The sequence below is a fragment of the Pseudomonas sp. 91RF genome (assembly GCF_003576265.1).
Taxonomy (GTDB): Bacteria; Pseudomonadota; Gammaproteobacteria; order Pseudomonadales; family Pseudomonadaceae; genus Aquipseudomonas; species Aquipseudomonas kribbensis.
In genome coordinates, this window is record NZ_QWFC01000014.1 from 51088 (window position 1) to 76042 (window position 24955).

Below are 24955 nucleotides of genomic sequence, written 5' to 3' on the forward strand. Positions count from 1 at the left end.
GAGGAGAGAAATGCATGACGCAAGTCACGGTGAAACAACTGGCCGATGAGGTCAAAACACCGGTAGAGCGCCTGTTGCAGCAGATGCGTGAGGCAGGTCTGCCGCACACCGCCGCCGAAGAACATGTGACTGACAGTGAGAAGCAATCCCTGCTGACTCACTTGAAGAGCAGCCACAAGGCGAAAGTGGAAGAACCACGCAAGATCACGCTGCAGCGTAAAACCACCAGCACCCTGCGTGTGGCTGGCAGCAAAAGCATCAGCGTTGAAGTCCGCAAGAAGAAAGTTTTCGTACAGCGTAGCCCGGAAGAAATCGAAGCCGAGCGCAAGCGTGAACTGGATGAGCGTCGCGCAGTAGAAAATGCTGCCCGTCAAAAGGCTGAAGAAGAAGCCCGTGTTCGCGCCGAAGAAGAAGCGCGTCGCCAGCCTGCTGCTGCACCGACCGCTTCCGCCGAGCCTGTTGCTGCGCCTGCGCCAGCCGCTGAACCCGTGCGCGAAGCTGCACCGGTTGTGGCTGCTGCGCCAGCTGCCGACACTCGCAAGCGTGACGAACAGCGCCGTCCGGACAAGCCACGCGCCGACGACAACAACCGTCGCGGCAGCGGCGATGGCGAGCGCAAGAACGCTCCGCATCGCGCTTCGGTCAAGGAAAAGGCACCGGCTCCACGTGTGGCGCCACGCACTACCGACGAAGAAAGCGATGGCTTCCGTCGCGGCGGTCGCGGCAAGGCCAAGCTGAAGAAACGCAACGCCCACGGTTTCCAGAGCCCGACCGGCCCTGTCGTGCGTGAAGTGAAGATCGGCGAAACCATCACTGTTGGCGATCTCGCTCAGCAGATGTCGGTGAAGGCTGCTGAAATCATCAAGTTCATGTTCAAACTGGGTACTCCAGCGACCATCAACCAGGTGCTTGATCAGGAAACTGCTCAACTGGTAGCCGAAGAACTGGGCCACAAAGTGACCCTGGTCAGCGACACCGCCCTGGAAGATTCCCTGGCCGAGTCCCTCAAGTTTGAAGGTGAGGCTGTTCCTCGTGCGCCGGTTGTGACCGTAATGGGTCACGTTGACCACGGCAAGACCTCGCTGCTCGACTACATCCGTCGTGCCAAGGTAGCCGCTGGCGAAGCCGGTGGTATCACCCAGCACATCGGTGCCTACCACGTTGAAACCGAACGCGGCATGGTCACCTTCCTCGACACCCCGGGTCACGCCGCGTTTACCGCAATGCGTGCCCGTGGTGCCAAGGCGACCGACATCGTGATCCTGGTGGTTGCGGCGGACGACGGCGTGATGCCACAAACCATCGAAGCCGTTCAGCACGCTCAGGCGGCTGGCGTTCCTCTGGTGGTTGCGGTGAACAAGATCGACAAGCCGGGCGCTGATCTCGATCGCATCCGTAGCGAACTGTCGGCCCACGGCGTGACCTCCGAAGACTGGGGTGGTGACACTCCATTCGTTCCGGTCTCGGCGAAAATGGGTACCGGCGTCGACGAACTGCTTGAAGCGGTATTGCTGCAAGCCGAAGTTCTCGAGCTGACTGCAACCCCATCGGCTCCTGGCCGTGGTGTCGTGGTTGAATCGCGTCTGGACAAGGGCCGTGGCCCGGTAGCGACTGTTCTGGTTCAGGACGGTACGCTGCGTCAAGGCGACATGGTGCTGGTCGGCTCGAACTATGGCCGCGTGCGCGCCATGCTCGACGAGAACGGCAAGCCGATCAAGGAAGCGGGCCCGGCCATTCCGGTCGAGATCCTCGGCCTGGACGGTACGCCTGATGCTGGCGACGAGATGAGCGTGGTTGCCGACGAGAAGAAAGCCCGTGAAGTGGCTCTGTTCCGTCAAGGCAAGTTCCGCGAAGTCAAACTGGCTCGCGCTCACGCCGGCAAGCTGGAAAACATCTTCGAAAGCATGGGTCAGGAAGAGAAGAAGACGCTCAACATCGTCCTCAAATCCGACGTCCGTGGTTCGCTGGAAGCACTGCAGGGCGCTCTGAACGGCCTGGGCAACGACGAAGTGCAAGTGCGCGTGGTCGGTGGCGGTGTCGGTGGTATCACCGAATCCGACGCCAACCTGGCACTGGCTTCCAACGCTGTACTGTTCGGCTTCAACGTGCGTGCCGATGCCGGCGCACGGAAGATCGTCGAGCAGGAAGGTCTGGACATGCGTTACTACAACGTGATCTACGACATCATCGAAGACGTCAAGAAAGCCCTGACCGGCATGCTTGGCAGCGATGTTCGCGAGAACATCCTCGGTGTGGCCGAAGTCCGTGACGTGTTCCGTTCGCCTAAGTTCGGCGCCATCGCCGGCTGCATGGTGATCGAGGGTACTGTTCACCGTAACCGTCCGATCCGTGTACTGCGTGAAGACATCGTGATCTTCGAAGGCGAGCTGGAATCCCTGCGCCGCTTCAAGGATGACGCTTCCGAAGTACGTGCCGGCATGGAATGCGGTATCGGCGTGAAGAGCTACAACGACGTCAAGGTCGGTGACAAGATCGAAGTCTTCGAGAAGGTTCAGGTTGCTCGCAGCCTCTGACTCGCGCACTTCAAGGGCCACGTCGGGTCGTCGCATGAAAATGCGCGGCACGGCGTCAGGACTCTAAACGCAACGCCCGGTCTGGCTTTTTGTCAGGCCGGGCGTTTGCCGCTTTCAGACCTTGCGGGTTTCACCGCAGGGCAGTAACAGGTAACAAATCATGGCAAAAGAATACAGCCGTACCCAACGTATCGGCGATCAGATGCAGCGCGAGCTGGCCCAGCTGATCCGTCGTGAAGTCAAAGATCCGCGTGTTGGCCTGGTCACCATTACCGCTGTTGATGTCAGCCGTGACGTCGGTCACGCGAAGATCTTCATCACCGTGATGGGGCAGGAAGGCGCTGCCGATATCGCACAGACCATCAAGGTGCTCAACGCCGCCGCCGGCTTCCTGCGTATGCAGCTAGGGCGCGAAATGAAGCTGCGCAGCGTGCCGCAATTGCATTTCCACTACGACGAGAGTGTCGCCCGTGGTGCACACCTGTCGGCTCTGATCGAGCGCGCGGTGGCCGAAGACAGCCAGCACGAAACTGCTGCACCCGAAGACACCAAGGAGTAACTCGGTGGCTCAGGTCAAACGTATCCGTCGTAACGTCAGCGGCATCATCCTGCTCGACAAGCCGCTGGGGTTCACCTCCAACGCCGCGTTGCAGAAGGTTCGCTGGCTGCTCAACGCCGAGAAGGCCGGTCACACCGGCAGTCTCGACCCGCTGGCCACCGGCGTGTTGCCGCTGTGCTTTGGCGAGGCGACCAAGTTCTCGCAGTACCTGCTCGATTCCGACAAAGGTTACGAAACCCTGGCGCAACTGGGCAAAACCACCACCACGGCAGACGCCGAAGGCGAGGTTTTGCAGGAGCGCCCGGTGACCGTTGGTCAGGCCGACATTGAAGCGGTCCTGCCGAAATTTCGCGGTCAAATCAGTCAGATACCGCCGATGTACTCGGCTCTCAAGCGTGATGGTCAGCCGCTGTACAAGCTGGCCCGTGCAGGCGAAGTAGTGGAGCGCGAACCGCGTTCTGTTACTATTGCGCGCTTGGAATTGCTGGCCTTCGAAGGCGATACTGCGCGTCTTGCGGTGGATTGCAGCAAGGGCACCTATATTCGTACCCTGGTGGAGGATATCGGTGAGCAACTCGGTTGTGGTGCGTACGTCGCTGAACTGCGTCGTACCCAGGCCGGGCCTTTCACCCTGGCGCAGACCGTGACCCTCGAAGAGCTGGAAGCGGTACATGCCGAAGGCGGCAACGAAGCGGTCGACCGCTTCCTGATGCCATCGGACAGCGGCCTGCAGGATTGGCCACTGCTGCAGTTCTCGGAAGCGAGCGCGTTCTACTGGCTCAACGGCCAGCCGGTACGTGCCCCGGATGCTCCGAAGTTCGGCATGGTGCGGGTACAGGATCATAACGGTCGCTTCATCGGTATCGGTGAAGTGAGCGAAGACGGGCGCATCGCGCCGCGTCGACTGATTCGGTCAGAATGACCGAACGAGTGTGGCTGTTAACAGGCACGGTCACTACTCATTTATAGATACAGGGATTTGTCCCTGGCCTGTTGAAACCGTTTTTGTAACGGTTTCCTGATAAAAGGATTGCCTCATGGCTCTCGACGTTCAAGAAAAAGCCCAAATCGTAGCTGACTACCAGCAAGCTGTTGGTGACACTGGTTCGCCAGAAGTGCAAGTTGCACTGCTGACCGCCAACATCAACAAACTGCAAGGTCACTTCAAGGCCAACGGTAAAGACCACCACTCCCGTCGTGGTCTGATCCGCATGGTTAACCAGCGTCGCAAGCTGCTGGACTACCTGAAAGGCAAGGACCTGAGCCGTTACAGCGCTCTGATCGCTCGCCTGGGTCTGCGTCGCTAATCAGCGATTGCGCTAGAGGTTGGTTGTCTGTCGTGCGTCAACGGGTTTCCCGCTGGCGCATGGCAGGCTCCCAGCCTCAAGTTTTATCTGAACTACCGTTTTACCCGGACAATCAGCGGGCCGATTCCCGACGTTGCCCAAGAATTTCGCAAGAAACCAGTTCCCCCAAGAGCCACAAAGAAGGTAGGACACCGTGAACCCGGTAATCAAAAAATTCCAGTTCGGTCAGTCGACCGTTACCCTCGAGACTGGCCGTATCGCCCGTCAGGCCTCCGGCGCAGTATTGGTCACCGTTGACGACGACGTCAGCGTATTGGTGACCGTAGTCGGTGCCAAGCAAGCCGATCCGGGCAAGGGCTTCTTCCCTCTGTCCGTTCACTACCAGGAAAAGACTTACGCTGCCGGCAAGATCCCTGGCGGTTTCTTCAAGCGTGAAGGCCGTCCTTCCGAGAAAGAAACCCTGACTTCCCGACTGATCGACCGTCCGATCCGTCCGCTGTTCCCGGAAGGCTTCATGAACGAAGTGCAGGTTGTCTGCACCGTCGTTTCCACCAGCAAGAAGACCGATCCGGACATCGCTGCGATGATCGGTACCTCGGCTGCCCTGGCGATCTCGGGCATCCCGTTCGACGGCCCGATCGGCGCCGCCCGCGTTGCTTTCCACGAAAGCACCGGCTACCTGCTGAACCCGACCTACGAGCAGCAAGCTGCTTCGAGCCTGGACATGGTCGTTGCCGGTACTTCGGACGCCGTACTGATGGTTGAATCGGAAGCCAAAGAGCTGACCGAAGACCAGATGCTGGGCGCGGTACTGTTTGCTCACGACGAGTTCCAGGCCGTGATCAACGCAGTCAAAGAACTGGCTGCCGAAGCGGCCAAGCCAACCTGGACCTGGGCACCGGCTCCGGAAGCTACCGAGCTGCTGGCCGCCATCCGTTCCGAGTTCGGCGAAGCGATCTCCCAGGCTTACACCATCACCATCAAGGCCGACCGTTATGCGCGTCTGGGCGAGCTGCGTGACCAGGTGGTTGCCAAGCTGTCCGGCGAAGAAGGCCAGCCTTCTGCTTCCGACGTCAAAGCCGCTTTCGGCGAAATCGAATACCGCACCGTTCGCGAAAACATCGTAAACGGCAAGCCACGTATCGACGGTCGCGACACCCGCACCGTACGTCCGCTGAACATCGAAGTCGGCGTTCTGCCGAAGACCCACGGTTCGGCACTGTTCACCCGTGGCGAAACCCAGGCTCTGGTCGTCGCGACGCTGGGCACCGCCCGTGACGCACAGCTGCTGGACACTCTGGAAGGCGAGAAAAAAGACCCGTTCATGCTGCACTACAACTTCCCTCCGTTCTCGGTGGGCGAGTGTGGTCGCATGGGGGGCGCCGGTCGTCGCGAAATCGGTCACGGCCGTCTGGCCCGTCGTTCGGTTTCGGCGATGCTGCCAGCCGCTGACGTGTTCCCGTACACCATCCGTGTGGTTTCGGAAATCACCGAATCCAACGGTTCGAGCTCGATGGCTTCCGTTTGCGGTGCTTCCCTGGCCCTGATGGACGCTGGTGTTCCGATGAAGGCACCGGTTGCCGGTATCGCCATGGGTCTGGTTAAAGAAGGCGAGAAATTCGCTGTTCTGACCGACATCCTGGGTGACGAAGACCACCTGGGCGACATGGACTTCAAAGTAGCCGGTACCGCCAAAGGTGTTACCGCGCTGCAGATGGACATCAAGATCAAGGGCATCACCGAAGAGATCATGGAAATCGCTCTGGGCCAGGCCCTGGAAGCGCGCCTGAACATCCTCGGCCAGATGAACCAGATCATCGGTCAGTCGCGTACCGAGCTGTCGGCCAACGCTCCGACCATGATCGCGATGAAGATCGACACCGACAAGATCCGTGACGTTATCGGTAAAGGCGGCGCGACCATCCGTGCGATCTGCGAAGAAACCAAGGCTTCGATCGACATCGAAGACGACGGTTCGATCAAGATCTTCGGCGAAACCAAGGAAGCGGCTGAAGCGGCACGTCAGCGCGTTCTGGGCATCACCGCAGAAGCCGAGATCGGCAAGATCTACGTCGGCAAGGTTGAGCGCATCGTCGACTTCGGCGCATTCGTCAACATCCTGCCGGGCAAGGACGGTCTGGTGCACATCTCGATGCTGAGCGACGCTCGCGTAGAGAAAGTGACCGACATCCTGAAAGAAGGCCAGGAAGTGGAAGTGCTGGTACTGGACGTGGACAACCGCGGCCGTATCAAGCTGTCCATCAAAGACGTGGCAGCGGCCAAGGCTTCGGGCGTTTAATCACCCCGCCGCTTTAGCACAATAAAAATGCCCCGCCGTGAAAACGGCGGGGCATTTTTTTGTCTGCGAAATATCGAGTCATTCTACGAAGTTGCCGACCTTCAATACCGGTGCTAGGTTTAGCCCACCGCCCGTGTAGCTCAGCCGGTAGAGCAGCGCACTCGTAACGCGAAGGTCGCAGGTTCGATTCCTGTCTCGGGCACCACTTCCCCTTATTTCACCTTGCGGCTCAACTCCTCGACGGTGCGTTTGAGCTGATCCATCGCGCGATCCTGATCGTTGAGCTTCTGCTTCAGGCTGGAGATTTCGCTGTTGTTGGAACTGGAACTTGAGCCGCTGTTGCGCTTGAGGTCGTCGACCTGACGGCTCAGCGTATCGATCTGACGGTCCTGTTCCTTGACCTTGCTCTTCAGATCATCAATCTCTCTGCCGCTGGAGCTTGAGCTCGAACCGCTGCTGCGCTTGAGTTCTTCGATCTGACGCGACTGGTCGTTGACGGTGTCGCGCATCTTTTTCAGATCTTCGACACCGATACCGCTCTTGATCACCACGTCTTTGCCGAAATCGTTGTGAATGGCGGAGATCTGGTCGCCATACGAAGGGCTGCTGCTACTCAGTTCAACGGCCATTGCGCTGGCCGGCAGGGCCAGTGTGCCCAGCAGGGCGGTCAGAGCGGTGGCGGACACAACAGAAGAAATCTTCGAAAAGCTGCGCATCACTGGGTTTCCTTGTGGACAGCGAAGGTGAGTGCCGATATGGCACATCGCTATGACTTGGAAATCCGGTTTATGTTCCGCAGGTCAACTTTTTGTGGGAGAGATGTAAAGACCCGTGTAATTCGCTCGCCAAACGTCCTATATTCGCTGTCTGCATGAGCATCGCCCAGCAGTTTTCAGATGATCCCGAATGGTTCCGAAGGCCGGACAATCCGCGTCAGAGAGATCCTTGATGATCCAGATCCATCTTCCATTCCCATGATCAGCGAGAACGCCATGACTGAATTGACCCAAGAGCAACGCCACGAACAAGCGCTGGAGAAGTACAAACTTGATGCGCCCGAGTTGATGGACGAGATCAAGGACCTGAGTCCCGATGAGCAGAAGGACCAGATCCAGTGGGCGTTCGAAGACGAAGCTGAAGCCCAGGGCCTGCAACCGTGGGAATTGACCCTCAAGTACACCAGCATGCCTGAGGAGTTCGAGGCCAAGCGCCTGGAGCTGCACAAGGAGGCGGCCGAAGTGCTGGGTGTCGATTGGGAAGAGTACTGCGAGATGAACAATCTGGTGGTCTGAAACAAAAACGCCAGCCTCGAAAGGGCTGGCGTTTTTTATTGCGCGCTCGATTCAGAGGCTCAGGCGCATCGACAGGTCCACGGCCTTCACATCCTTGGTCATCGCACCGATCGAGATGTAATCCACCCTGGTCTGGGCAATCGGCAGCAATGTGCTTTCGTTGATGCCACCGCTGGCTTCCAGCTTGGCCTTGCCGCCGTTCAGGCGCACGGCTTCGCGCATGTCGTCGAGGCTCAGTTCGTCGAGCATGATGATGTCGGCACCGGCTGCCAGCGCTTCCTTCAGTTCATCCAGGCTTTCCACTTCGATTTCCACCGGTTTGCCCGGCGCGATCTTGTGTGCGGCAGCAATGGCCTGCGGGATTCCGCCGCTGGCGGCAATATGGTTTTCCTTGATCAGGAACGCGTCGTACAGACCGATGCGGTGGTTATGGCAGCCACCGCAGGTGACCGCGTATTTCTGCGCCAGGCGCAGGCCCGGCAGGGTCTTGCGGGTGTCGAGCAGTTTCACGTCGGTTTCGGCGACGAAGTCCGCGAGGTATTGCGCGCGGGTGGCCACGCCGGACAGCAACTGCAGGAAGTTCAGGGCACTGCGTTCACCGGTCAGCAGGGAACGGGCCGGGCCTTCCAGGTGAAACAACGGCTGGTTCGGGGAAACTCGCTCGCCATCGCGCACTTGCCAGTGCACCGCCACCCGAGGGTCGAGCTGACGGAACACCGTATCGACCCAGGCTGTGCCGCAAATCACAGCAGCGTCACGGGTGATGATGGTGGCTTTGGCCAGGCGTTCGGCCGGGATCAGTTGCGCGGTGATGTCGCCGCTGCCGATATCTTCGAGCAACGCACGGCGCACGTTGGCTTCGATTTCGGCGGTCAAATCGGCGAGACGTAGATTCGGCATAACGGGCTCCACAAACTAAGTGGCCCGATTATAGGGGCATGGCGTCGGCCAACCCAAGGCGAGAACGGCTACGTAGCGCTGCATCCGGTCGATTTTCTTTGAGCAAACCCGATTCCGGCGTGGTCACTGAAAGGTATCGCGCATAGGGGAAACCCTGACGGCTCTGGCGCCGGAGACAACTTTTGCAAGATAATCCGCCTTGCATTTGACGCCATGACTTTGACGTCGGCAAATCACCGTTTCAGGAGGCTTGGATGCACAACGACGGGAACGTAGTGCCTTTGCACAAGGCTGCTACCGATCAGGCGACTCACTCGCCGCTCGCCCGCCTGCCTGTGATTCTGCTTCAGGTTCGCGACAAGGCTGCACAGCGCCTGCGCAACGGCCTGCAGGAACTGTTCGATAACGCCGACGATACCCTGTTCGAAATGGCCGACCGGGCCCGCAACGACGTCGAACAGAACATCTTTTTCGAAGCCATGCGCGACCTGCGCCTCAAGCGCAAGAACATCGAGCGTGGATTTCTCGAGCAATTCTTCGAGGCCTTTGTCGGCCTCACTCAATATGATCCCGTACCGAACGTCGTGCCTCACGCGTTGCAGTACGAGGAAACCACGGCGCGCACCGACGACATGGAGCGCAGCGTCGCGATCGAAACGATGGTGGGGCGCGTACTGAATCGCGACGGTTTCGCCCTTGATCAATTGACCGCGCGATTCAATGCGCTGCTCGGCAAATCCCTGGACGATCAACACAACCCGCTGGGCCCGGCGATGCTGTGTGAGTATTTCCTCCAGGCCGGGCGCAACCTGGGCGTGGAGATCAAGGTCAAACTGATCCTGCTCAAACTGTTCGAGCGCTATGTGCTGGCCGACACCGACCAACTTTTCGCGGAGGCCAACCAACTGTTGGTCGCCACCGGGGTGTTGCCCGAGCTCAAGCCTGCACCGGCCCGCCGGGCCAGGGATCACGCCTCGGCCAGCGCGCACAGCGAGTTTGACGAACACGATCAATCGCCGGCGGACGCGGGCGTGCAGGAAGTTTTCGCCGCACTCCAGGAGTTGCTGTTGCACGTGCGCGGCAGTGTCGCGCCGACCCTTGAACCGAGTGCGGCACCCCAGCCGATTTCCACCCGTGACCTGCTGCGTCTGCTCTCGCACTTGCAGCAGTACGTGCCGGCGTTGGCGGGGCAGGAAGATTTCGATTTGCGCAATCAGCTTGAACAACTGCTGACCCGAGTCAGCGTAAAAAGCGGCAAATCGCGGATCGTCGGCGGTGCGGACGAGGATGTGATCAATCTGGTTGCCATGGTGTTCGACTGCATTCTCGACGACCGCAACCTGCCGGATTCGCTCAAGGCGCTGATCGCCCGGTTGCAGATCCCGATGTTGAAAGTTGCGGTGATCGACAAGAGTTTTTTCAGTCGCAGCAGCCATCCGGCACGACGCCTGCTCAATGAAATCGCCGAAGCGGCCATGGGTTGGGGCGAATGCGACGGTGATGCGCGCGACAGCCTCTATCTGCGCATCGAGCAAGTGGTGCAGCGTTTGCTGGCGGATTTCGTCGATGACCCGGCGATTTTCTCCGAGTTGCTGGCGGACTTCCTCACCTTCACCAGCGACGAGCGCCGCCGCAGCGAACTGCTTGAGCAGCGCCTGCGCGATGCCGAAGAGGGCCGGGCGAAGACCGAACTGGCCCGCCTGCGTGTCGAGCAGGCGTTGAACCAGGCGATGCTGGGCAAAGTCCTGCCGCCGTCGGTGGTGACCTTCGTCCAGGCGGCCTGGAGCAAAGTCTTGCTGCTGACGTGCCTCAAGCACGGCGATCAGTCCGCCGAATGGCAGGCCGACGTGCAGACCATGGAGCAGTTGATCTGGAGCGTGCAGCGTCACGAGGATGCCGAGTCGGGCCTGCGTTTGCTGTCGCTGGTGCCGGGACTGCTCAAATCGCTGCGTGACGGGCTGAGCAGTTCGGCGTTCGATCCGTTCGCCACCAGCGAGTTTTTCAGTGCGCTGGAAGCGTTGCACGTCCGTTTGCTCCAGCCTTCCGCCGAGCCGGATCAGGCCGAATCGCCGCCGATGATCCAGGTGTCTCAGGCCATCGTTCTGCAGACCGCCGACGAAGGGCATCCGATGTTGGGCCCGGAGCGTTTGCCGGCCGATGACGCCAGTTTGCGTCAGGTCGACCAATTGCGCCTGGGTAGCTGGGTGTCGTTCCAAGAGGATGAAGAGCACACCTTGCGCTGCAAACTGGCGGCGATCATCGAGGCGACCGGCAAATATGTGTTTGTCGACCGCACCGGAACGAAAGTGCAGGAGCGTAACCGCATCGCCCTGGCCATGGAGTTCCGTCGCGGGACGGTGCGGGCGCTGGATGACACGTTGTTGTTCGATCGCGCGCTGGAGTCTGTGCTCGGCAATCTGCGACGGCTCAATCGCGGCAAGTGATCGCGCGCCGGGGGCCGATCACGGCATACTGGGCGCCAACACAGTCGGCGTTGAAGGAATCGGTATGCAGTTGGATCCCGCAAGCGGGTGGTGTCACGGGGTGCAGGTCTGCCCCTCGCCCAACTTCAATGAACGCCCGGCGGGCGAAGTCTCCCTGTTGGTCATCCACAACATCAGCCTGCCGCCGGCGCAGTTTGCCACCGGCAAGGTGCAGGAATTTTTCCAGAATCGTCTGGATGTCACGGAGCATCCCTATTTTGCAGGGATCGCCGACCTGCGCGTCTCCGCGCATTTCCTGATCGAACGTGACGGCAAGGTCACCCAGTTTGTCTCCTGCCTTGAGCGTGCCTGGCATGCCGGCGTGTCGGTGTTCGAAGGGCGGGAAACCTGTAACGATTTTTCCGTGGGCATCGAACTCGAAGGCACCGATGATCTGCCATTCACCGATGCGCAGTATCAGGCGTTGATCGTGCTGACCCGGCATTTGCAAAAAGCGTTTCCAGCGATCACTGTCGAACGTATCTGCGGACACAGCGACATCGCACCCGGACGCAAGACCGACCCCGGACCCGCATTCGACTGGGCACGCTACCGCGCCGCCCTGGCAAAAGAGGAAGGACAATGAGTTTTCTGGTGTTACTGCTGGCGGTATGGATCGAGAAGTTCTCGGCCCTGCGCCATCGGGTTCAACGCGATGGCGGATGGATCCGCGAACTGCACAAGCTTGAAAGCGGCAACCTGGCAAAACGGCCGTGGCTGGTGCTGGTCATTCTGGTGCTGCTGCCGGTGGCATTGTTGGGGTTGTTGCTGCTGGTGCTGGAGCCGGTTGCCTATGGTTTGCTGGCCTTGCCGGTGCATTTGCTGGTGGTGATTTACAGCCTGGGGCGCGGCGATCTGCTCGGCGGTCTCGGCCCGTTCCGTGATGCCTGGCGTCGGGAAGATCTGCAAGCCGCCGCTCACGTGGCCAAGCGCGATCTGGATATCTGCGCCGAGAGTGGCGAGCAATTGCTGGAACAAGTGCAGCGGCATCTGTTGTGGCAAGCCTACCAGAGCTTTTTTGCGGTGATTTTCTGGTACTTCCTGCTGGGCCCGGTTGCCGCGCTCAGCTATCGCCTGCTGGCCTTGGCGGAGGAAAACGCACAGAACCCGGCACTGGCCGAGCGGGCAGGGCAGCTGCGGCACGCGTTCGACTGGGTGCCGGTGCGCCTGCTGGCGGCGAGTCTGGCTCTGGTCGGCAACTTCGTCGCGGTCAGCCGGATCATGCTGCATGAGCTGTTGAACTGGAACATCAGCGCCGCGCAATTGATCAACAGGGTCGGCCTGGCCGCCGGAGAAATTCCGCCCGCCGCCGTTGGCCCGGAAGGCATCAACACTCTCGATTGCCTGTGGGAGCTGCTGCTGCGTGCAGCGGTGTTGTGGTACGCCGGGTTTGCCCTTTGGACCGTCCTGATCCACTGATGCCTGCCTGAAGATCAAAATGTCGCCCGAACGCAGCCCGCGTTCGGGCGATCCTCTGCCGTTAACCTTAAGTTACAAAACCTCCCTTCGATTTGAGCTATACAGAGATAGCGCCCGATAGTGGCTATCTGCTGTCGCCCCGCGCCTGCCAATAAAAACAAGAAAAAACCAAGGGAGACTTCCAGTGAAGAGCTTGCTCTATCCCGCCGTCTCGCTGATGAACCGCCTGAGCTTCGGCATGAAGTTCAGCCTGATCAGCGTGCTGTTCCTGGTACCGATGCTGGTGACCAACTTCTATCTGGTGCGCGATTCCTATCGCGAATTCCAGGGCACCCGGGTGGAGTTGCAAAGCCTCGACCTGCTGGGCAGCAGCCTGACCCTGCGTCGGGATCTGGAAACCCTGAACAATCTGGTGCAGATCAACGTCACCCTCGGCCAGTCGGGCAAGGCCGGTAATGTCGAGTCGCAAATCACCAGCCTCGAGCAAAACGTTCTGGCGCGCCTGCAAGGGCTGACGGCCATGACCGACGACCCGGAGCAAATCAAGGTCTTCGATGCCAAGCGCGATGAGATGATTACCGCGTTCAAGGCCCAGCAAGCGGAGAACTCTCTGCAAAGCAAAAGTGCGCTGATCGGCAAGCTGCTGGGCAGTGCGCAGATTTTCAGTCAGATCGTCGCCAGCCAGGCCGGTCTGAGCCGCGACACCCAGAGTGATATCCGCCAACTCAGCGAACTGGTCACCGCGATCACGCCAGCCATCACCCAGACCCTTGGCGAAGGCCGGGCCATGGGCTCTTTTTCGTTGGGGCAGGGGTTTCTCAACAGTTCCTCCAGCACGCGCTTCGATGAACTGCTGGCGCAAATCGAAAAACTACAGGGCGAGTACGGGCTGAAACTGCAGGACGCGCTGGGCTCAAGCAAAGCCGCGCGGGATTCGTTGAGTGCGGCGGCCGACGCCAGTAAGGCCTCGCTGAAGCAGGCCAGCGAAATCTTCGAAGAGCAAGTGGTGGTCGCCGAGACCCTCGATGCGCCGTGGCAGGCTTTTTACGATCAGGTCACCGGGCTGATGGATCGCACGTGTCAGCTCAACGAAGCCACCCTGAAATTCCTCGACACCCAATTGCAACAGCGCCTGACGCAGAACCGCACGCACATGGTGTTGCAGGCCGTGGCGCTGTCGGTGGTGTTCGTGCTGATTTTCTACCTCTATGGCGGCTTCTACGCCTCGACCCGCAATACGCTGAAACGCCTTGGCGCGATGATGGACAAAGTCGCGGCCGGGGACATGACGGTCAATTTCGTGGCCCATAGCCGCGATGAACTGGGTGAACTGGGTGAGGTGTTCAATGGCACGGTGCGCAAAATTCACGACCTGATCGAGCGGGTCGGCCATACGGTCGGCGAAGTCGAGCGTCAGGCCGGGCAAGTGGAAGATGTTTCGGCGCAGAGCAACCAGGCCGTGGCCGGGCAACGTACCCAGATCGAACAGGTCGCCACGGCCATGAACCAGATGTCGGCGACCTCGCAGGAAGTTGCGCGCAGTGCGGCGGCTGCGGTGAGCAGCGCCCACAGCGTCAACGACGAAACCATCAGCGGACGTGGCCTGGTGGAGTCGCAGCAGGGCAGCATCGCCGCACTGGCCAGCGAGATCGATCAGTCGGTGCGGGTGATCAATCAGTTGGCCAGCGACAGTCAGTCGATCAGCAGCGTGCTGGAGGTGATCAAAAGCATCGCCGAACAGACCAATCTGCTGGCGCTCAACGCGGCGATCGAGGCGGCGAGGGCCGGCGAGCAGGGCCGGGGCTTTGCGGTGGTGGCGGACGAAGTGCGGACACTGGCCAAGCGCACTCAGCAATCGACCGAAGAAATCGAGCAGATGATCGCCAAACTGCACGGCGGTGTCGGCGCGGCGGTGAAAGCCATGGGCGTCAGCCACTCGATGGCCAGCGGCACGGTCGGACAGTCGGAAAAGGTTCAGCAGGCGCTGGAAAACATCCTCGGTGCGGTCGGCATGATCGTCGATCAGAACCAGCAGATCGCCGCTGCCGTGGAGCAGCAGACGGCCGTCGCCCATGACATCGACCAGAATATCGTCGAGATCAACCGCGCCGGCGAGCGCACGGCCGAAGGTGCCCATCAGACCGAAAATGCCAGTCGGGCACTGTCGGCGCAGGTGGTTGAGTTGAAGCAGTTGATCAGCGCCTTCCGGGTTTGAGCAGCCTGCCTCTCCGAGGCAGGTGTGTCGGAATAATTTGTAGTACTTCTTTGCTTACGTTTGTAAGCAATTTCCTGATTTCCTCCGGGCTCTGATTTTTCGTCTTCAATGGATCAAGATCACATCAACTGACCGTTTGGAGGAGGCCATACATGTCTGTTGCAACCCTGGGAGTCCAGGGCCGCTGTGCCCATTGCCAGACCACGCTGCTGCTCAAACCCTGGCAACTGAATGCCATCGCGATCAATGAACCGTTCACCTGCGCTCACTGCCAGAAAACCCTGGAGCTGCGTTGCCCGAAACAGATCAGACGCTTCAAATCCCTGGATTCGCTGGGCCTGTTGCGCTTCAGTGCATCGGTGACAGTGTGCACCGCGCTGCTGGTGGCGCTGGTGATGGAATGGGTAGGACTGCTCAGTGTGACTGAACAGTTGAATGCCTCACTGATCGTGATTTTCGTGTACTTCGCGCTGACACGTTTTGTCCGCCACCGTCAGCACATGACCTTGATTCTCGATGCGGCCAAAGCTCACGGCGACTGACTACCAGCCGAACACTTCACAGCAGTTGGCGGTGCTGGCCTCGGCTAGTTGTTCTGCACTGATATTCATCAATCCCGCCAGCGCGTTGCAGATCGCCGGAAGATGCGCCGGAGTATTGCGCACGCCGGGGTACATGGCGGGCGCCATGTCCGGTGAGTCGGTTTCCAGTACCACCGAGCCCAGCGGTAAATCCGCCAGTACACGATGCATGCGCAACGCCTGAGGCCAGGTCGGCGCGCCGCCGAGACCCAGTTTGAAACCCAGCTTGATGTATTCCCGCGCCTCTTCACGGCTGCCGGCGAAGGCATGGATGATGCCTCCGCGTTTGAGCTTGAAGCGCTTGAGCGTGGCAATCACCGCCGCATGACTGCGCCGCACATGAATCAACGCCGGTAACTCGAAATCCGCTGCCAGTTGCAGTTGCGTGTCGAACAGCGCCTGCTGGCGTTCGCGGTCGAGGGTTTCGATGAAATAGTCCAATCCGATTTCGCCGACGGCGCACAGTTGTCGATGACCGTGCAGCCGTGTCAGCCAGTCGCCCAGTGCAAGCAAATCCTCTGGCCGATGTTGATCGAGATAGACCGGGTGCAAACCGAAAGACGCGTACAGCTCGGGATCGCTTTGCACCAGATCCCACACCCGCTGCCAGTTGCCTTCATACACTCCCAACACCACCATCCGCCGCACCCCGAGGGCACGGCTTTCGGCCATTAACGCCGGACGGTCGACGTCGAAGTCGGGAAAGTCCAGATGGGTGTGGCTGTCGATCAGCTCCACGGCTCAGTCCCGGTGAATACGCTGCTTGAAGGTACGGGCGATGGCCTGCACGCCAGGCTGGTAATCAGATTGCTCGACCGCCGCCAGCGCCAATGCCAGCGCCTTGTCGGCGATCAACTGGTGCTGCTGGGCCATGGCGTTGACCGGCAGCGGCAGGAAGTCCAGCAACTGGGTGTCGCCAAACGTGCCGAGACGCAACGGGCGGTTTTTCAGCGGGAAGTCATGCAGTGCGTCGAACACACCCTGCAACAGCACGTAGGACGTGGTCACCAGCGCATCCGGCAAATGCCCGAGACGTTGCAGGAGTTCTTCCATCAATTGCTTGCCGCACTCGCGGCTGAAGGACTCGGCATGCTCGACCAGCACTTCGCCCTTGAAGCCGGTGAGGGCCTGTTTGAAGCCGGCGGCACGTTCCTGGCTGATGCTCAGTTCCGGGCGAGCGCCGAGCAGCACGATCTGTTTCGGCTGCGGATCGAGCAGGCTTTCGGTCAGATGCAGGCTGGCTTCGCGGTCGTCGCTGACCACCGAGCAGAAATGCTCGGGATCCATCACCCGGTCGATGGCGATGACCGGCAAGCCCTTGGCCTGCAACTGGCGGTAGCTGTCGTCACCGGCCGGCAGGCAACTGGCGACGATCAACGCATCGCAGCGTCGGGCGCGGAACAGTTGCAGCAGCTGCCGCTCGCTGTCCGGCGCATCGTCGGAGCTGGCGATCAGCAACTGATAGCCGCGCGCCCGGGCACCTTGTTCCAGCAGCTTGGCGATCCGCGCGTAGCTGGGGTTTTCCAGATCCGGCAGGATAAAACCCAGGGTCCGGGTGTGCCGACTGCGCAGCCCGGCGGCCTGTGGATTGGGAGTAAAGCCGTGCTGATCGACCACCGCCCGCACCCGCTCGACGGTCGCGGTGCTGATGCGTTGCTGTTCGGCCTTGCCGTTGATGACGTAGCTGGCGGTGGTCACGGACACTCCGGCCAACCGCGCGATATCACTGAGTTTCAACCCGGGATTTCCTTGTTTTTTCGAGCTTGCCGCCACATTTTCGCCAATCCTACCCGATTCAGGCAGGCGACCATTGTCGCAGCGCATCCGACAAGTTGGACTTCAAGGATGAGACATTATCGAGTAACGTGCCGATCAATCTAGATTAAACGTTTCAGCAAGCGTATTTTCTACGTTTTAGACGCCTTTGGCCGGTTCTGCCGTGAAACCGCCAAAACTGCCTCCTGAAAGAGAAGCCTACCAGCGCCTAAGCTGCAACCATTCAAAACAATACCTGGCGCACCAACGCGTCAAAAAGGAGATCGCATGCTCGAGCTCACTGTAGAGCAGATATCCATGGGCCAATCGGCTGTGGATAAACCCGCCGCCCTGCAACTGCTGGCCAGTCATCTGGTCGCTGACGGTCTGGTCGCCGACGGTTACCTGGCCGGATTGCAGGCGCGGGAAGCCCAGGGCTCGACCTTTCTCGGTCAGGGGATTGCGATCCCACATGGCACGCCCGAAACCCGCGATCAGGTGTTCGCCACCGGCGTGCGGCTGATGCAGTTTCCCGACGGTGTGGATTGGGGCGACGGGCAGATCGTTTATCTGGCCATCGGCATCGCGGCCAAATCCGACGAACACTTGCGCCTGCTGCAACTGCTGACCCGTGCCCTCGGCGAGACTGATCTGGGCCAGGCCCTGCGCCGCGCCAGTTCGCCCGAAGCCCTGCTGAAACTGCTGCAAGGCGCGCCGCAAGAGCTGGCGCTGGATGCGCAGATGATCGGTCTCGGGGTCTCCGCCGACGATTTCGAAGAGCTGGTCTGGCGCGGTGCACGTCTGCTGCGCCAAGCCGATTGCGTGAGCAACGGTTTCGCCGGTGTATTGCAGCAAGTCGAAGCGCTGCCGCTGGGCGATGGTCTGTGGTGGCTGCACAGCGAGCAGACCGTGAAGCGTCCGGGTCTGGCGTTCGTCACCCCGGACAAACCGATGCGTTACCTCGGCCAGCCGCTCAGCGGTCTGTTCTGTCTGGCCAGCCTCGGTGAAGCGCATCAGGCGTTGCTCGAGCGGTTGTGCGCGTTGCTGATCGAAGGTCGCGGCCATGAACTGGGTCGCGCCACCAGCAGCCGAAAAGTCCTCGAAGTGCTCGGCGGCGAATTGCCGGCCGACTGGCCGAGTGCTCGGATTGCGCTGGCCAACGCCCATGGTCTGCATGCGCGGCCGGCGAAGATCCTCGCGCAACTGGCGAAGAGTTTTGAGGGTGAAATCCGTGTCCGCATCGTCGACGGTCAGGACAGCGCCGTGTCGGTGAAAAGCCTGAGTAAACTGCTGAGCCTCGGCGCCCGTCGCGGTCAGGTGTTGGAAATCATCGCCGAGCCGAGCATCGCCGCCGATGCCTTGCCGGCCTTGCTGGCGGCCATCGAAGAAGGCCTCGGCGAAGAAGTCGAACCGTTGCCGGCAGTCAGTCAGCAGCGCGAAGTCATCGCCGACATTGCCGAAGTCGTGAGCGCCCCGGCCTCCGGCAGCCTGCTGCAAGCGATTCCCGCCGCCCCCGGCATCGCCATCGGCCCGGCGCACATTCAGGTCCAGCAAACCATCGATTACCCGTTGCGTGGCGAGTCTGCAGCCATCGAGCGGGAGCGTCTGAAAAACGCATTGGCCGAGGTGCGTCAGGATATTCAAGGTCTGATCGAACGCAGCAAGGCCAAGGCGATCCGCGAGATTTTCATCACCCATCAGGAAATGCTCGACGACCCGGAACTCACCGATGAAGTCGATACCCGCCTCAAGCACGGCGAAAGCGCCGAGGCAGCGTGGATGGCCGTGATCGAGGTCGCCGCGAAACAACAGGAAGCGTTGCAGGACGCCTTGCTCGCCGAACGCGCCGCCGATCTGCGTGATATCGGGCGTCGGGTGCTGGCGCAACTGTGCGGCGTGCAGACGCCCGCCGAGCCTGAGCAACCGTACATTCTGGTGATGGATGAAGTCGGTCCGTCCGATGTGGCGCGGCTCGATCCGGCGCGGGTTGCGGGAATTCTCACCGCCCGTGGCGGTGCCACTGCTCACAGCGCAATCGTTGCCCGCGCGCTGGGCATTCCGGCACTGGTCGGTGCGGGCGCAGCGGTGTTGCTGCTGATACCGGGTACACCGCTGCTGCTCGACGGCCAGCGCGGTCGCCTGCATGTCGATGCCGATGCCGCGACCCTGCAACGCGCCGCCGAAGAACGCGACACCCGCGAACAACGCCTGAAAGCCGCCGCCGAACAACGTCACCAACCGGCGCACACCACCGATGGCCACGCCGTGGAAGTGTTCGCCAACATCGGCGAAAGCGCCGGTGTGATCAGCGCGGTGGAGCAGGGCGCCGAAGGCATCGGTCTGCTGCGCACCGAACTGATTTTCATGGCTCACCCGCAGGTGCCGGACGAGGCGACTCAGGAAGCCGAATACCGCCGCGTCCTCGACGGCCTCGCCGGTCGGCCGCTGGTGGTGCGCACCCTCGACGTCGGCGGCGACAAACCGTTGCCGTATTGGCCGATTGCCAAGGAAGAAAACCCGTTCCTCGGTGTACGCGGGATTCGCTTGACCCTGCAGCGCCCGCAGATCATGGAAGCGCAGTTGCGCGCCTTGCTGCGCTCGGCGGACAACCGTCCGCTACGCATCATGTTCCCGATGGTCGGCAGCGTCGACGAATGGCGTCAGGCCCGGGACATGACCGAACGCCTGCGCCTGGAAATCCCGGTCGCCGACCTGCAACTGGGGATCATGATCGAAGTGCCGTCCGCCGCGTTGCTGGCGCCGGTGCTGGCCAAAGAGGTGGACTTCTTCAGCGTCGGCACCAACGACCTGACCCAATACACCCTGGCCATCGACCGTGGTCACCCGACCTTGTCTGCCCAGGCTGACGGCCTGCACCCGGCGGTGCTGCAACTGATCGACATCACTGTGCGCGCGGCCCATGCCCACGGCAAATGGGTCGGTGTCTGTGGCGAGCTGGCGGCGGATCCGCTGGCGGTGCCGGTGCTGGTCGGCCTCGGTGTAGATGAATTGAGCGTCTCCGGACGCAGCATCGCCGAGGTCAAGGCACGCATCCGCGAACTCAGCCTGACCCAGACGCAAACCCTTGCTCAACAAGCCCTGGCCGTGGGCAGCGCCAACGAAGTGCGCGCATTAGTGGAGGCCCTGTAATGGCCAAGATTCTTACCCTGACCCTCAACCCGGCGCTGGACCTCACGGTGCAGTTGCCGCGTCTGGAGCCCGGTCAGGTCAATCGCAGCGACGAGATGCACACCCACGCTGCCGGTAAAGGCGTGAACGTTGCTCAAGTGCTGGCCGACCTCGGTCATCAACTGACGGTCAGTGGCTTTCTCGGCGAAGACAATTTGCAGGCATTCGAAAACCTGTTCGCCAAGCGCGGCTTCGTCGACGCCTTCATCCGCGTTCCGGGCGAGACCCGCAGCAATATCAAAGTCGCGGAGCAGGACGGACGAATCACCGACATCAACGGTCCGGGACCGGTAGTGGGCGTGGTGGCGCAACAGGCGTTGCTGGATCGACTGGTGCAGATCGCGCCGGGGCATGACGCGGTGGTGGTGGCCGGCAGTCTGCCGCGCGGGGTCAGTGCGAAGTGGTTGCGCGAGTTGATCGAACGCCTTAAGGGGCTGGGTCTGAAGGTGGCGCTGGACACCAGCGGCGAAGCGTTGCGCACCGCACTCAAGGCTGGCCCGTGGCTGATCAAACCGAACACCGAAGAGCTGGCCGACGCGCTGGGGTGTGAAGTGCTGTCCCACGTCGCAGAGGCAGAAGCGGCCAGTCGCTTGCACGCCCAAGGCATCGAGCACGTGGTGATTTCCCACGGTGCCGACGGTGTGAACTGGTTCAGCGTCGGCTCGGCGTTGCATGCCACGCCGCCGAAGGTCAGCGTCGCCAGCACGGTCGGCGCCGGTGATTCGCTGGTGGCCGGCATGCTCCACGGTCTGCTCAGCGCCGATACACCGGAACAAACCCTGCGCACGGCCACGGCGATTGCGGCGCAGGCGGTGACCCAGATCGGCTTCGGTATTCACGATGCTGCGCAACTGACGCAGCTCGAACAGGGCGTGCGCGTGCGTCCCCTGACAGAACAATAAGAGGGTTTGTCATGAAGTTAGCCATTGTCACGGCCTGCCCGAACGGCATGGTCACCAGTGTGCTGTGCGCCCGGCTGCTGGATGCTGCGGCCCAGCGTCAGGGCTGGAGCACCAGCGTCGAAGTGGTGGATGCGGCGCATCCGGAACGCGCCTTGTCGGCGGCCACCATCGAGGCCGCGGAGTGGGTGTTGCTGGTAGCCACCGGCGATATCGACATGATGCGTTTCATCGGCAAGCGCGTATTCCGCATCGCGCCGGCGCAAGCGCTGCAGGATGTCGAAGCGGTGCTGCGTCGCGGTGCCGAAGAAGCCGAAATTCATATCGCCAGCGAAGCTGTCCCGGCTGCGGTCGAGCAGCGCGTGCCGCGCATCGTTGCCGTCACCGCATGCCCGACCGGCGTGGCTCACACCTTCATGGCAGCCGAAGCGTTGCAGCAAACCGCCAAGCGTCTGGGCTATGAGTTTCAAGTGGAAACCCAGGGCTCGGTGGGAGCAAAAAATCCCCTGAGCGCAACGGCGATTGCCGAGGCCGACGTGGTGCTACTCGCGGCGGATATCGAAGTCGCCACCGAGCGTTTCGCTGGCAAAAAGATCTACCGCTGCGGCACCGGGATCGCGTTGAAGCAATCCGAAGCCACGCTGAAAAAAGCCCTGGCCGAAGGCAAGCAGGAAAGCGCTGCGAGCGACGGCAAGGCCCCGGCCAAACAAGAGAAAACCGGCGTCTACAAACACCTGCTGACCGGTGTGTCGTTCATGCTGCCGATGGTGGTGGCGGGCGGTTTGATGATTGCGTTGTCGTTCGTGTTCGGCATTACCGCGTTCAAGGAGGAAGGCACGTTGGCGGCAGCGCTGATGCAGATCGGTGGCGAGACCGCGTTCAAATTGATGGTGCCGTTGCTGGCCGGTTACATCGCCTACTCGATTGCCGACCGTCCGGGACTGGCACCGGGAATGATCGGCGGTTTGCTGGCGAGTACGTTGGGCGCCGGGTTCATCGGCGGGATCGTCGCCGGTTTCATTGCCGGTTATGCGGCGAAGCTGATCAGTCGTTATGTGGCATTGCCGCAAAGTCTGGAAGCGCTGAAGCCGATTCTGATCATCCCGCTGTTCGCCAGCCTGATCACCGGGCTGGTGATGATTTACGTGGTCGGCAAACCGGTGGCCGGGATGCTCGCGGCGCTCACGCATTTCCTTGACAGCATGGGCACCACCAACGCGATCCTGCTCGGTGTGCTGCTGGGCGGCATGATGTGCGTCGACCTCGGCGGGCCGATCAACAAGGCTGCGTATGCGTTCTCGGTGGGGCTGCTGGCTTCGCAGAGTTACGCACCGATGGCCGCGACCATGGCCGCCGGCATGGTGCCGCCGATTGGTCTGGGCATCGCCACCTTCATCGCCCGGCGCAAATTTGCCCAGACCGAACGCGAGGCGGGTAAAGCGGCGCTGGTCCTGGGCTTGTGTTTCATCTCCGAAGGGGCGATTCCGTTTGCCGCGAAAGACCCGTTGCGGGTGATCCCGGCAAGCATTGCCGGCGGTGCGCTGACCGGTGCGCTGTCGATGTACTTCGGCTGCAAGCTGATGGCGCCCCACGGAGGCCTGTTTGTGCTGGCGATTCCGAATGCGATCAACCATGCGCTGCTGTACCTGCTGGCCATCGTTGCGGGCAGTTTGCTGACGGCAGTGGTGTATGCGCTGGTCAAGCGGCCGGAAGCCGTCGACTTGGCAATGGAACCCGCCAAGGCATGACACCGTACTAAAACTGTGGGAGCGAGCCTGCTCGCGAATACGGTCTGTCAGTCAAATGGATGTTGACTGGCACACTGCTTTCGCGAGCAGGCTCGCTCCCACTTGGGTTATTGGTGTCATGTCTATTTCATGATCCCGTGCTTAAGTTTTCCTTTTTTCAGGGAGAACAGCATGAGCGATTTCAACCTCGGTCGCCGGCGTGTGATGCAAGTGGTCGGCGCCGGTTTGCTGATGCCGGGGCTGGCCCCGGCAGTCATTGCTTCGGTCAAGGATCGACCGCAACTCACCGACGGCGTGCAGTCCGGCGACCTGCAGGGCGACCGGGCGATGATCTGGAGCCGCAGCGACCGCCCGGCGCGGATGGTGGTGGAGTGGGACACCCGCAGTCAGTTCCGCCATCCGCGCCGCGTCATCTCCGCGCTGGCCGATACCCGCAGCGATTTCACCGCCCGCGTCGAACTCACCGGATTGCCCGCGGATCAGGCGATTTTCTATCGCGTGTATTTCAAGGACGCCCAGACCGGCGTCGCCAGCGAACCGTGGCTCGGCCACCTGCGCAGTGCACCGACGGCGCGACGCAATATCCGATTCGTCTGGAGCGGCGACACGGTCGGCCAGGGCTTCGGCATCAATCCGGATATCGGCGGCATGCGCATCTACGAATCCATGCGTTTGCGCCTGCCGGACTTCTTTATCCACAGCGGCGACACCATCTACGCCGACGGCCCGGTGCCGGCGCAACTGACCACCGAAGGTGGCCGCGTCTGGCGCAACCTCACCACGGAAGCCAAGAGCAAGGTCGCCCAGACCCTCGACGATTATCGCGGCAATTACCGCTACAACCTGATGGATGAAAACATCCGCCGCTTCAACGCCGAAGTGCCGCAGATCTGGCAGTGGGACGACCATGAAGTGGTCAACAACTGGTCGCCGGGCAAGCAGCTCGACGAGCGTTATCAGGAAAAAGATATCCACACCCTGGTCGGGCGCGCGCGTCAGGCCTGGCTCGAATATTCGCCGATGCGCCGTCAGGCAGCAGACGGTGGCGGGCGGATTTATCGCAAGCTGAGCTATGGGCCGATGCTCGATGTGTTCGTGCTGGACATGCGCAGCTATCGCGGCGCCAACGACGACAATCTCGGGGCGGAAAAACCGTTCCTCGGGCGTGAGCAACTGAACTGGCTCAAGCGCGGATTGAAGGCCTCGAAAGCCCAGTGGAAAGTCATCGCGGCCGACATGCCGATCGGCCTTGGCGTGCCGGACGGTGAAATCAGCCCCGGCGTGCCGCGTTGGGAAGCGGTGGCCAACGGCGACCCCGGCCCGGCTCAGGGCCGTGAGCTGGAAGTCGCCGAACTGCTCGGATTCCTGCGCGCACATCAGGTGCGCAATTTCGTGTTCCTGACAGCGGACGTGCATTACTGCGCAGCCCATCACTATCACCCGGATCGCGCGGCGTTCCAGGATTTCGAACCGTTCTGGGAGTTTGTCGCAGGGCCTCTGAATGCGGGGAGTTTCGGGCCCAATCCGCTGGACAAGACCTTCGGCCCGGAAGTGGTGTTCCAGAAAGCACCGCCGACGCAAAACGCCTCGCCGTTTGCCGGATTCCAGTTTTTTGGCGAGGTGAATATCGAGGGGCAGAGCGGGGAGATGAGTGTGGTGCTGCGGGATCTGAACGGGGTGGCGGTGTTTGAGCAGAAGCTGACACCGACCTGAGTTTGTGGGAGCGAGCTTGCTCCGGGCGGCGATCCGACGATTGCGGTGAAACAGACAACAGA

Annotated in this window: 19 protein-coding genes and 1 tRNA gene; 16 read left to right on the top strand and 4 right to left on the bottom strand. The window is 61.1% G+C overall.

The annotated features are described in order from the left end of the window. The first annotated feature begins 14 nt into the window (after positions 1-14). The 6 genes from infB to DXT77_RS03625 all read left to right on the top strand — a co-directional run bounded on the left by infB (position 15) and on the right by DXT77_RS03625 (position 6904). Entirely contained in the window at positions 15-2534 is a 2520-nt protein-coding gene (gene infB / locus DXT77_RS03600) for a translation initiation factor IF-2 (RefSeq protein WP_085711845.1), read from the top strand. 160 nt (positions 2535-2694) lie between these two features. After that, entirely contained in the window at positions 2695-3093 is a 399-nt protein-coding gene (gene rbfA / locus DXT77_RS03605) for a 30S ribosome-binding factor RbfA (RefSeq protein ID WP_119426654.1), read from the top strand. Between the two features lie 4 nt (positions 3094-3097). Then, entirely contained in the window at positions 3098-4015 is a 918-nt protein-coding gene (gene truB, locus DXT77_RS03610; RefSeq protein WP_007953739.1) for a tRNA pseudouridine(55) synthase TruB, read from the top strand. 115 nt (positions 4016-4130) lie between these two features. Continuing rightward, positions 4131-4400 (top strand): 30S ribosomal protein S15, encoded by a 270-nt coding sequence (gene rpsO / locus DXT77_RS03615; RefSeq protein ID WP_085698397.1) that lies wholly within the window; start codon positions 4131-4133, stop codon positions 4398-4400. Positions 4401-4593: 193 nt separating this feature from the next. Beyond that, a complete protein-coding gene (gene pnp / locus DXT77_RS03620) occupies positions 4594-6699 on the top strand; it encodes a polyribonucleotide nucleotidyltransferase (protein WP_119426655.1) in 2106 nt (701 codons plus the stop codon). Between the two features lie 129 nt (positions 6700-6828). Next, a tRNA-Thr gene (locus DXT77_RS03625) sits at positions 6829-6904 on the top strand. A gap of 7 nt (positions 6905-6911) precedes the next feature. Here the strand turns inward: DXT77_RS03625 and DXT77_RS03630 are convergent. Beyond that, the gene (locus DXT77_RS03630; RefSeq protein ID WP_085711844.1) at positions 6912-7415 is read right to left on the bottom strand and encodes a hypothetical protein; all 504 of its coding nucleotides are present in this window, start codon (positions 7413-7415) and stop codon (positions 6912-6914) included. 276 nt (positions 7416-7691) lie between these two features. Here DXT77_RS03630 and DXT77_RS03635 point away from each other — a divergent pair, with 276 nt between their 5' ends. Continuing rightward, a complete protein-coding gene (locus DXT77_RS03635) occupies positions 7692-7991 on the top strand; it encodes a DUF6388 family protein (protein WP_119426760.1) in 300 nt (99 codons plus the stop codon). Positions 7992-8042: 51 nt separating this feature from the next. On the opposite strand, the gene nadC is transcribed toward DXT77_RS03635, so the two are convergent. Continuing rightward, on the bottom strand, positions 8043-8891 hold the full coding sequence (gene nadC / locus DXT77_RS03640) for a carboxylating nicotinate-nucleotide diphosphorylase (protein WP_119426656.1): 849 nt from the start codon (positions 8889-8891) through the stop codon (positions 8043-8045). 254 nt (positions 8892-9145) lie between these two features. On the opposite strand from nadC, the gene DXT77_RS03645 reads away from it, so the two are divergent. From DXT77_RS03645 to DXT77_RS03665, 5 genes are all read left to right on the top strand, one after another. Beyond that, a complete protein-coding gene (locus DXT77_RS03645; protein ID WP_119426657.1) occupies positions 9146-11335 on the top strand; it encodes a DUF1631 domain-containing protein in 2190 nt (729 codons plus the stop codon). A 64-nt stretch (positions 11336-11399) separates the two neighbouring features. Beyond that, positions 11400-11960, top strand: coding sequence for a 1,6-anhydro-N-acetylmuramyl-L-alanine amidase AmpD (gene ampD / locus DXT77_RS03650; RefSeq protein WP_119426658.1), 561 nt, complete (start codon positions 11400-11402; stop codon positions 11958-11960). Next, positions 11957-12793, top strand: coding sequence for a regulatory signaling modulator protein AmpE (gene ampE, locus DXT77_RS03655; protein ID WP_119426659.1), 837 nt, complete (start codon positions 11957-11959; stop codon positions 12791-12793). The genes ampD and ampE overlap by 4 nt, the downstream gene beginning before the upstream one ends. A gap of 184 nt (positions 12794-12977) precedes the next feature. Further along, entirely contained in the window at positions 12978-15008 is a 2031-nt protein-coding gene (locus DXT77_RS03660; RefSeq protein WP_119426660.1) for a methyl-accepting chemotaxis protein, read from the top strand. Positions 15009-15160: 152 nt separating this feature from the next. Next, complete coding sequence (locus tag DXT77_RS03665; protein ID WP_119426661.1) at positions 15161-15550, top strand: hypothetical protein; 390 nt, start codon at positions 15161-15163, stop codon at positions 15548-15550. Here DXT77_RS03665 and DXT77_RS03670 read toward each other — a convergent pair whose 3' ends face one another. After that, positions 15551-16327, bottom strand: coding sequence for a TatD family hydrolase (locus DXT77_RS03670; protein WP_119426662.1), 777 nt, complete (start codon positions 16325-16327; stop codon positions 15551-15553). 3 nt (positions 16328-16330) lie between these two features. Next, positions 16331-17326 (bottom strand): catabolite repressor/activator, encoded by a 996-nt coding sequence (gene cra, locus DXT77_RS03675; RefSeq protein WP_119426663.1) that lies wholly within the window; start codon positions 17324-17326, stop codon positions 16331-16333. Between the two features lie 306 nt (positions 17327-17632). Here cra and ptsP point away from each other — a divergent pair, with 306 nt between their 5' ends. From ptsP to DXT77_RS03695, 4 genes are all read left to right on the top strand, one after another. After that, positions 17633-20494, top strand: coding sequence for a phosphoenolpyruvate--protein phosphotransferase (ptsP, locus tag DXT77_RS03680; protein WP_119426664.1), 2862 nt, complete (start codon positions 17633-17635; stop codon positions 20492-20494). Beyond that, positions 20494-21435 (top strand): 1-phosphofructokinase, encoded by a 942-nt coding sequence (pfkB, locus tag DXT77_RS03685; protein ID WP_119426665.1) that lies wholly within the window; start codon positions 20494-20496, stop codon positions 21433-21435. Before ptsP ends, pfkB begins: the two co-directional genes overlap by 1 nt. Before the next feature lie 11 nt (positions 21436-21446). Next, entirely contained in the window at positions 21447-23180 is a 1734-nt protein-coding gene (locus tag DXT77_RS03690) for a PTS fructose-like transporter subunit IIB (protein WP_119426666.1), read from the top strand. Positions 23181-23351: 171 nt separating this feature from the next. After that, a complete protein-coding gene (locus tag DXT77_RS03695; RefSeq protein ID WP_119426667.1) occupies positions 23352-24893 on the top strand; it encodes an alkaline phosphatase in 1542 nt (513 codons plus the stop codon). Positions 24894-24955: the final 62 nt, after the last annotated feature.

Coding starts and splice junctions, on each gene's coding strand:
- infB (WP_085711845.1), top strand. CDS start 15: ATGACGCAAGTCACGGTGAAACAACTGGCCGATGAGGTCAAAACACCG.
- rbfA (WP_119426654.1), top strand. CDS start 2,695: ATGGCAAAAGAATACAGCCGTACCCAACGTATCGGCGATCAGATGCAG.
- rpsO (WP_085698397.1), top strand. CDS start 4,131: ATGGCTCTCGACGTTCAAGAAAAAGCCCAAATCGTAGCTGACTACCAG.
- DXT77_RS03630 (WP_085711844.1), bottom strand. CDS start 7,415: ATGCGCAGCTTTTCGAAGATTTCTTCTGTTGTGTCCGCCACCGCTCTG.
- DXT77_RS03635 (WP_119426760.1), top strand. CDS start 7,692: ATGACTGAATTGACCCAAGAGCAACGCCACGAACAAGCGCTGGAGAAG.
- nadC (WP_119426656.1), bottom strand. CDS start 8,891: ATGCCGAATCTACGTCTCGCCGATTTGACCGCCGAAATCGAAGCCAAC.
- DXT77_RS03645 (WP_119426657.1), top strand. CDS start 9,146: ATGCACAACGACGGGAACGTAGTGCCTTTGCACAAGGCTGCTACCGAT.
- ampD (WP_119426658.1), top strand. CDS start 11,400: ATGCAGTTGGATCCCGCAAGCGGGTGGTGTCACGGGGTGCAGGTCTGC.
- ampE (WP_119426659.1), top strand. CDS start 11,957: ATGAGTTTTCTGGTGTTACTGCTGGCGGTATGGATCGAGAAGTTCTCG.
- DXT77_RS03665 (WP_119426661.1), top strand. CDS start 15,161: ATGTCTGTTGCAACCCTGGGAGTCCAGGGCCGCTGTGCCCATTGCCAG.
- ptsP (WP_119426664.1), top strand. CDS start 17,633: ATGCTCGAGCTCACTGTAGAGCAGATATCCATGGGCCAATCGGCTGTG.
- pfkB (WP_119426665.1), top strand. CDS start 20,494: ATGGCCAAGATTCTTACCCTGACCCTCAACCCGGCGCTGGACCTCACG.
- DXT77_RS03690 (WP_119426666.1), top strand. CDS start 21,447: ATGAAGTTAGCCATTGTCACGGCCTGCCCGAACGGCATGGTCACCAGT.
- DXT77_RS03695 (WP_119426667.1), top strand. CDS start 23,352: ATGAGCGATTTCAACCTCGGTCGCCGGCGTGTGATGCAAGTGGTCGGC.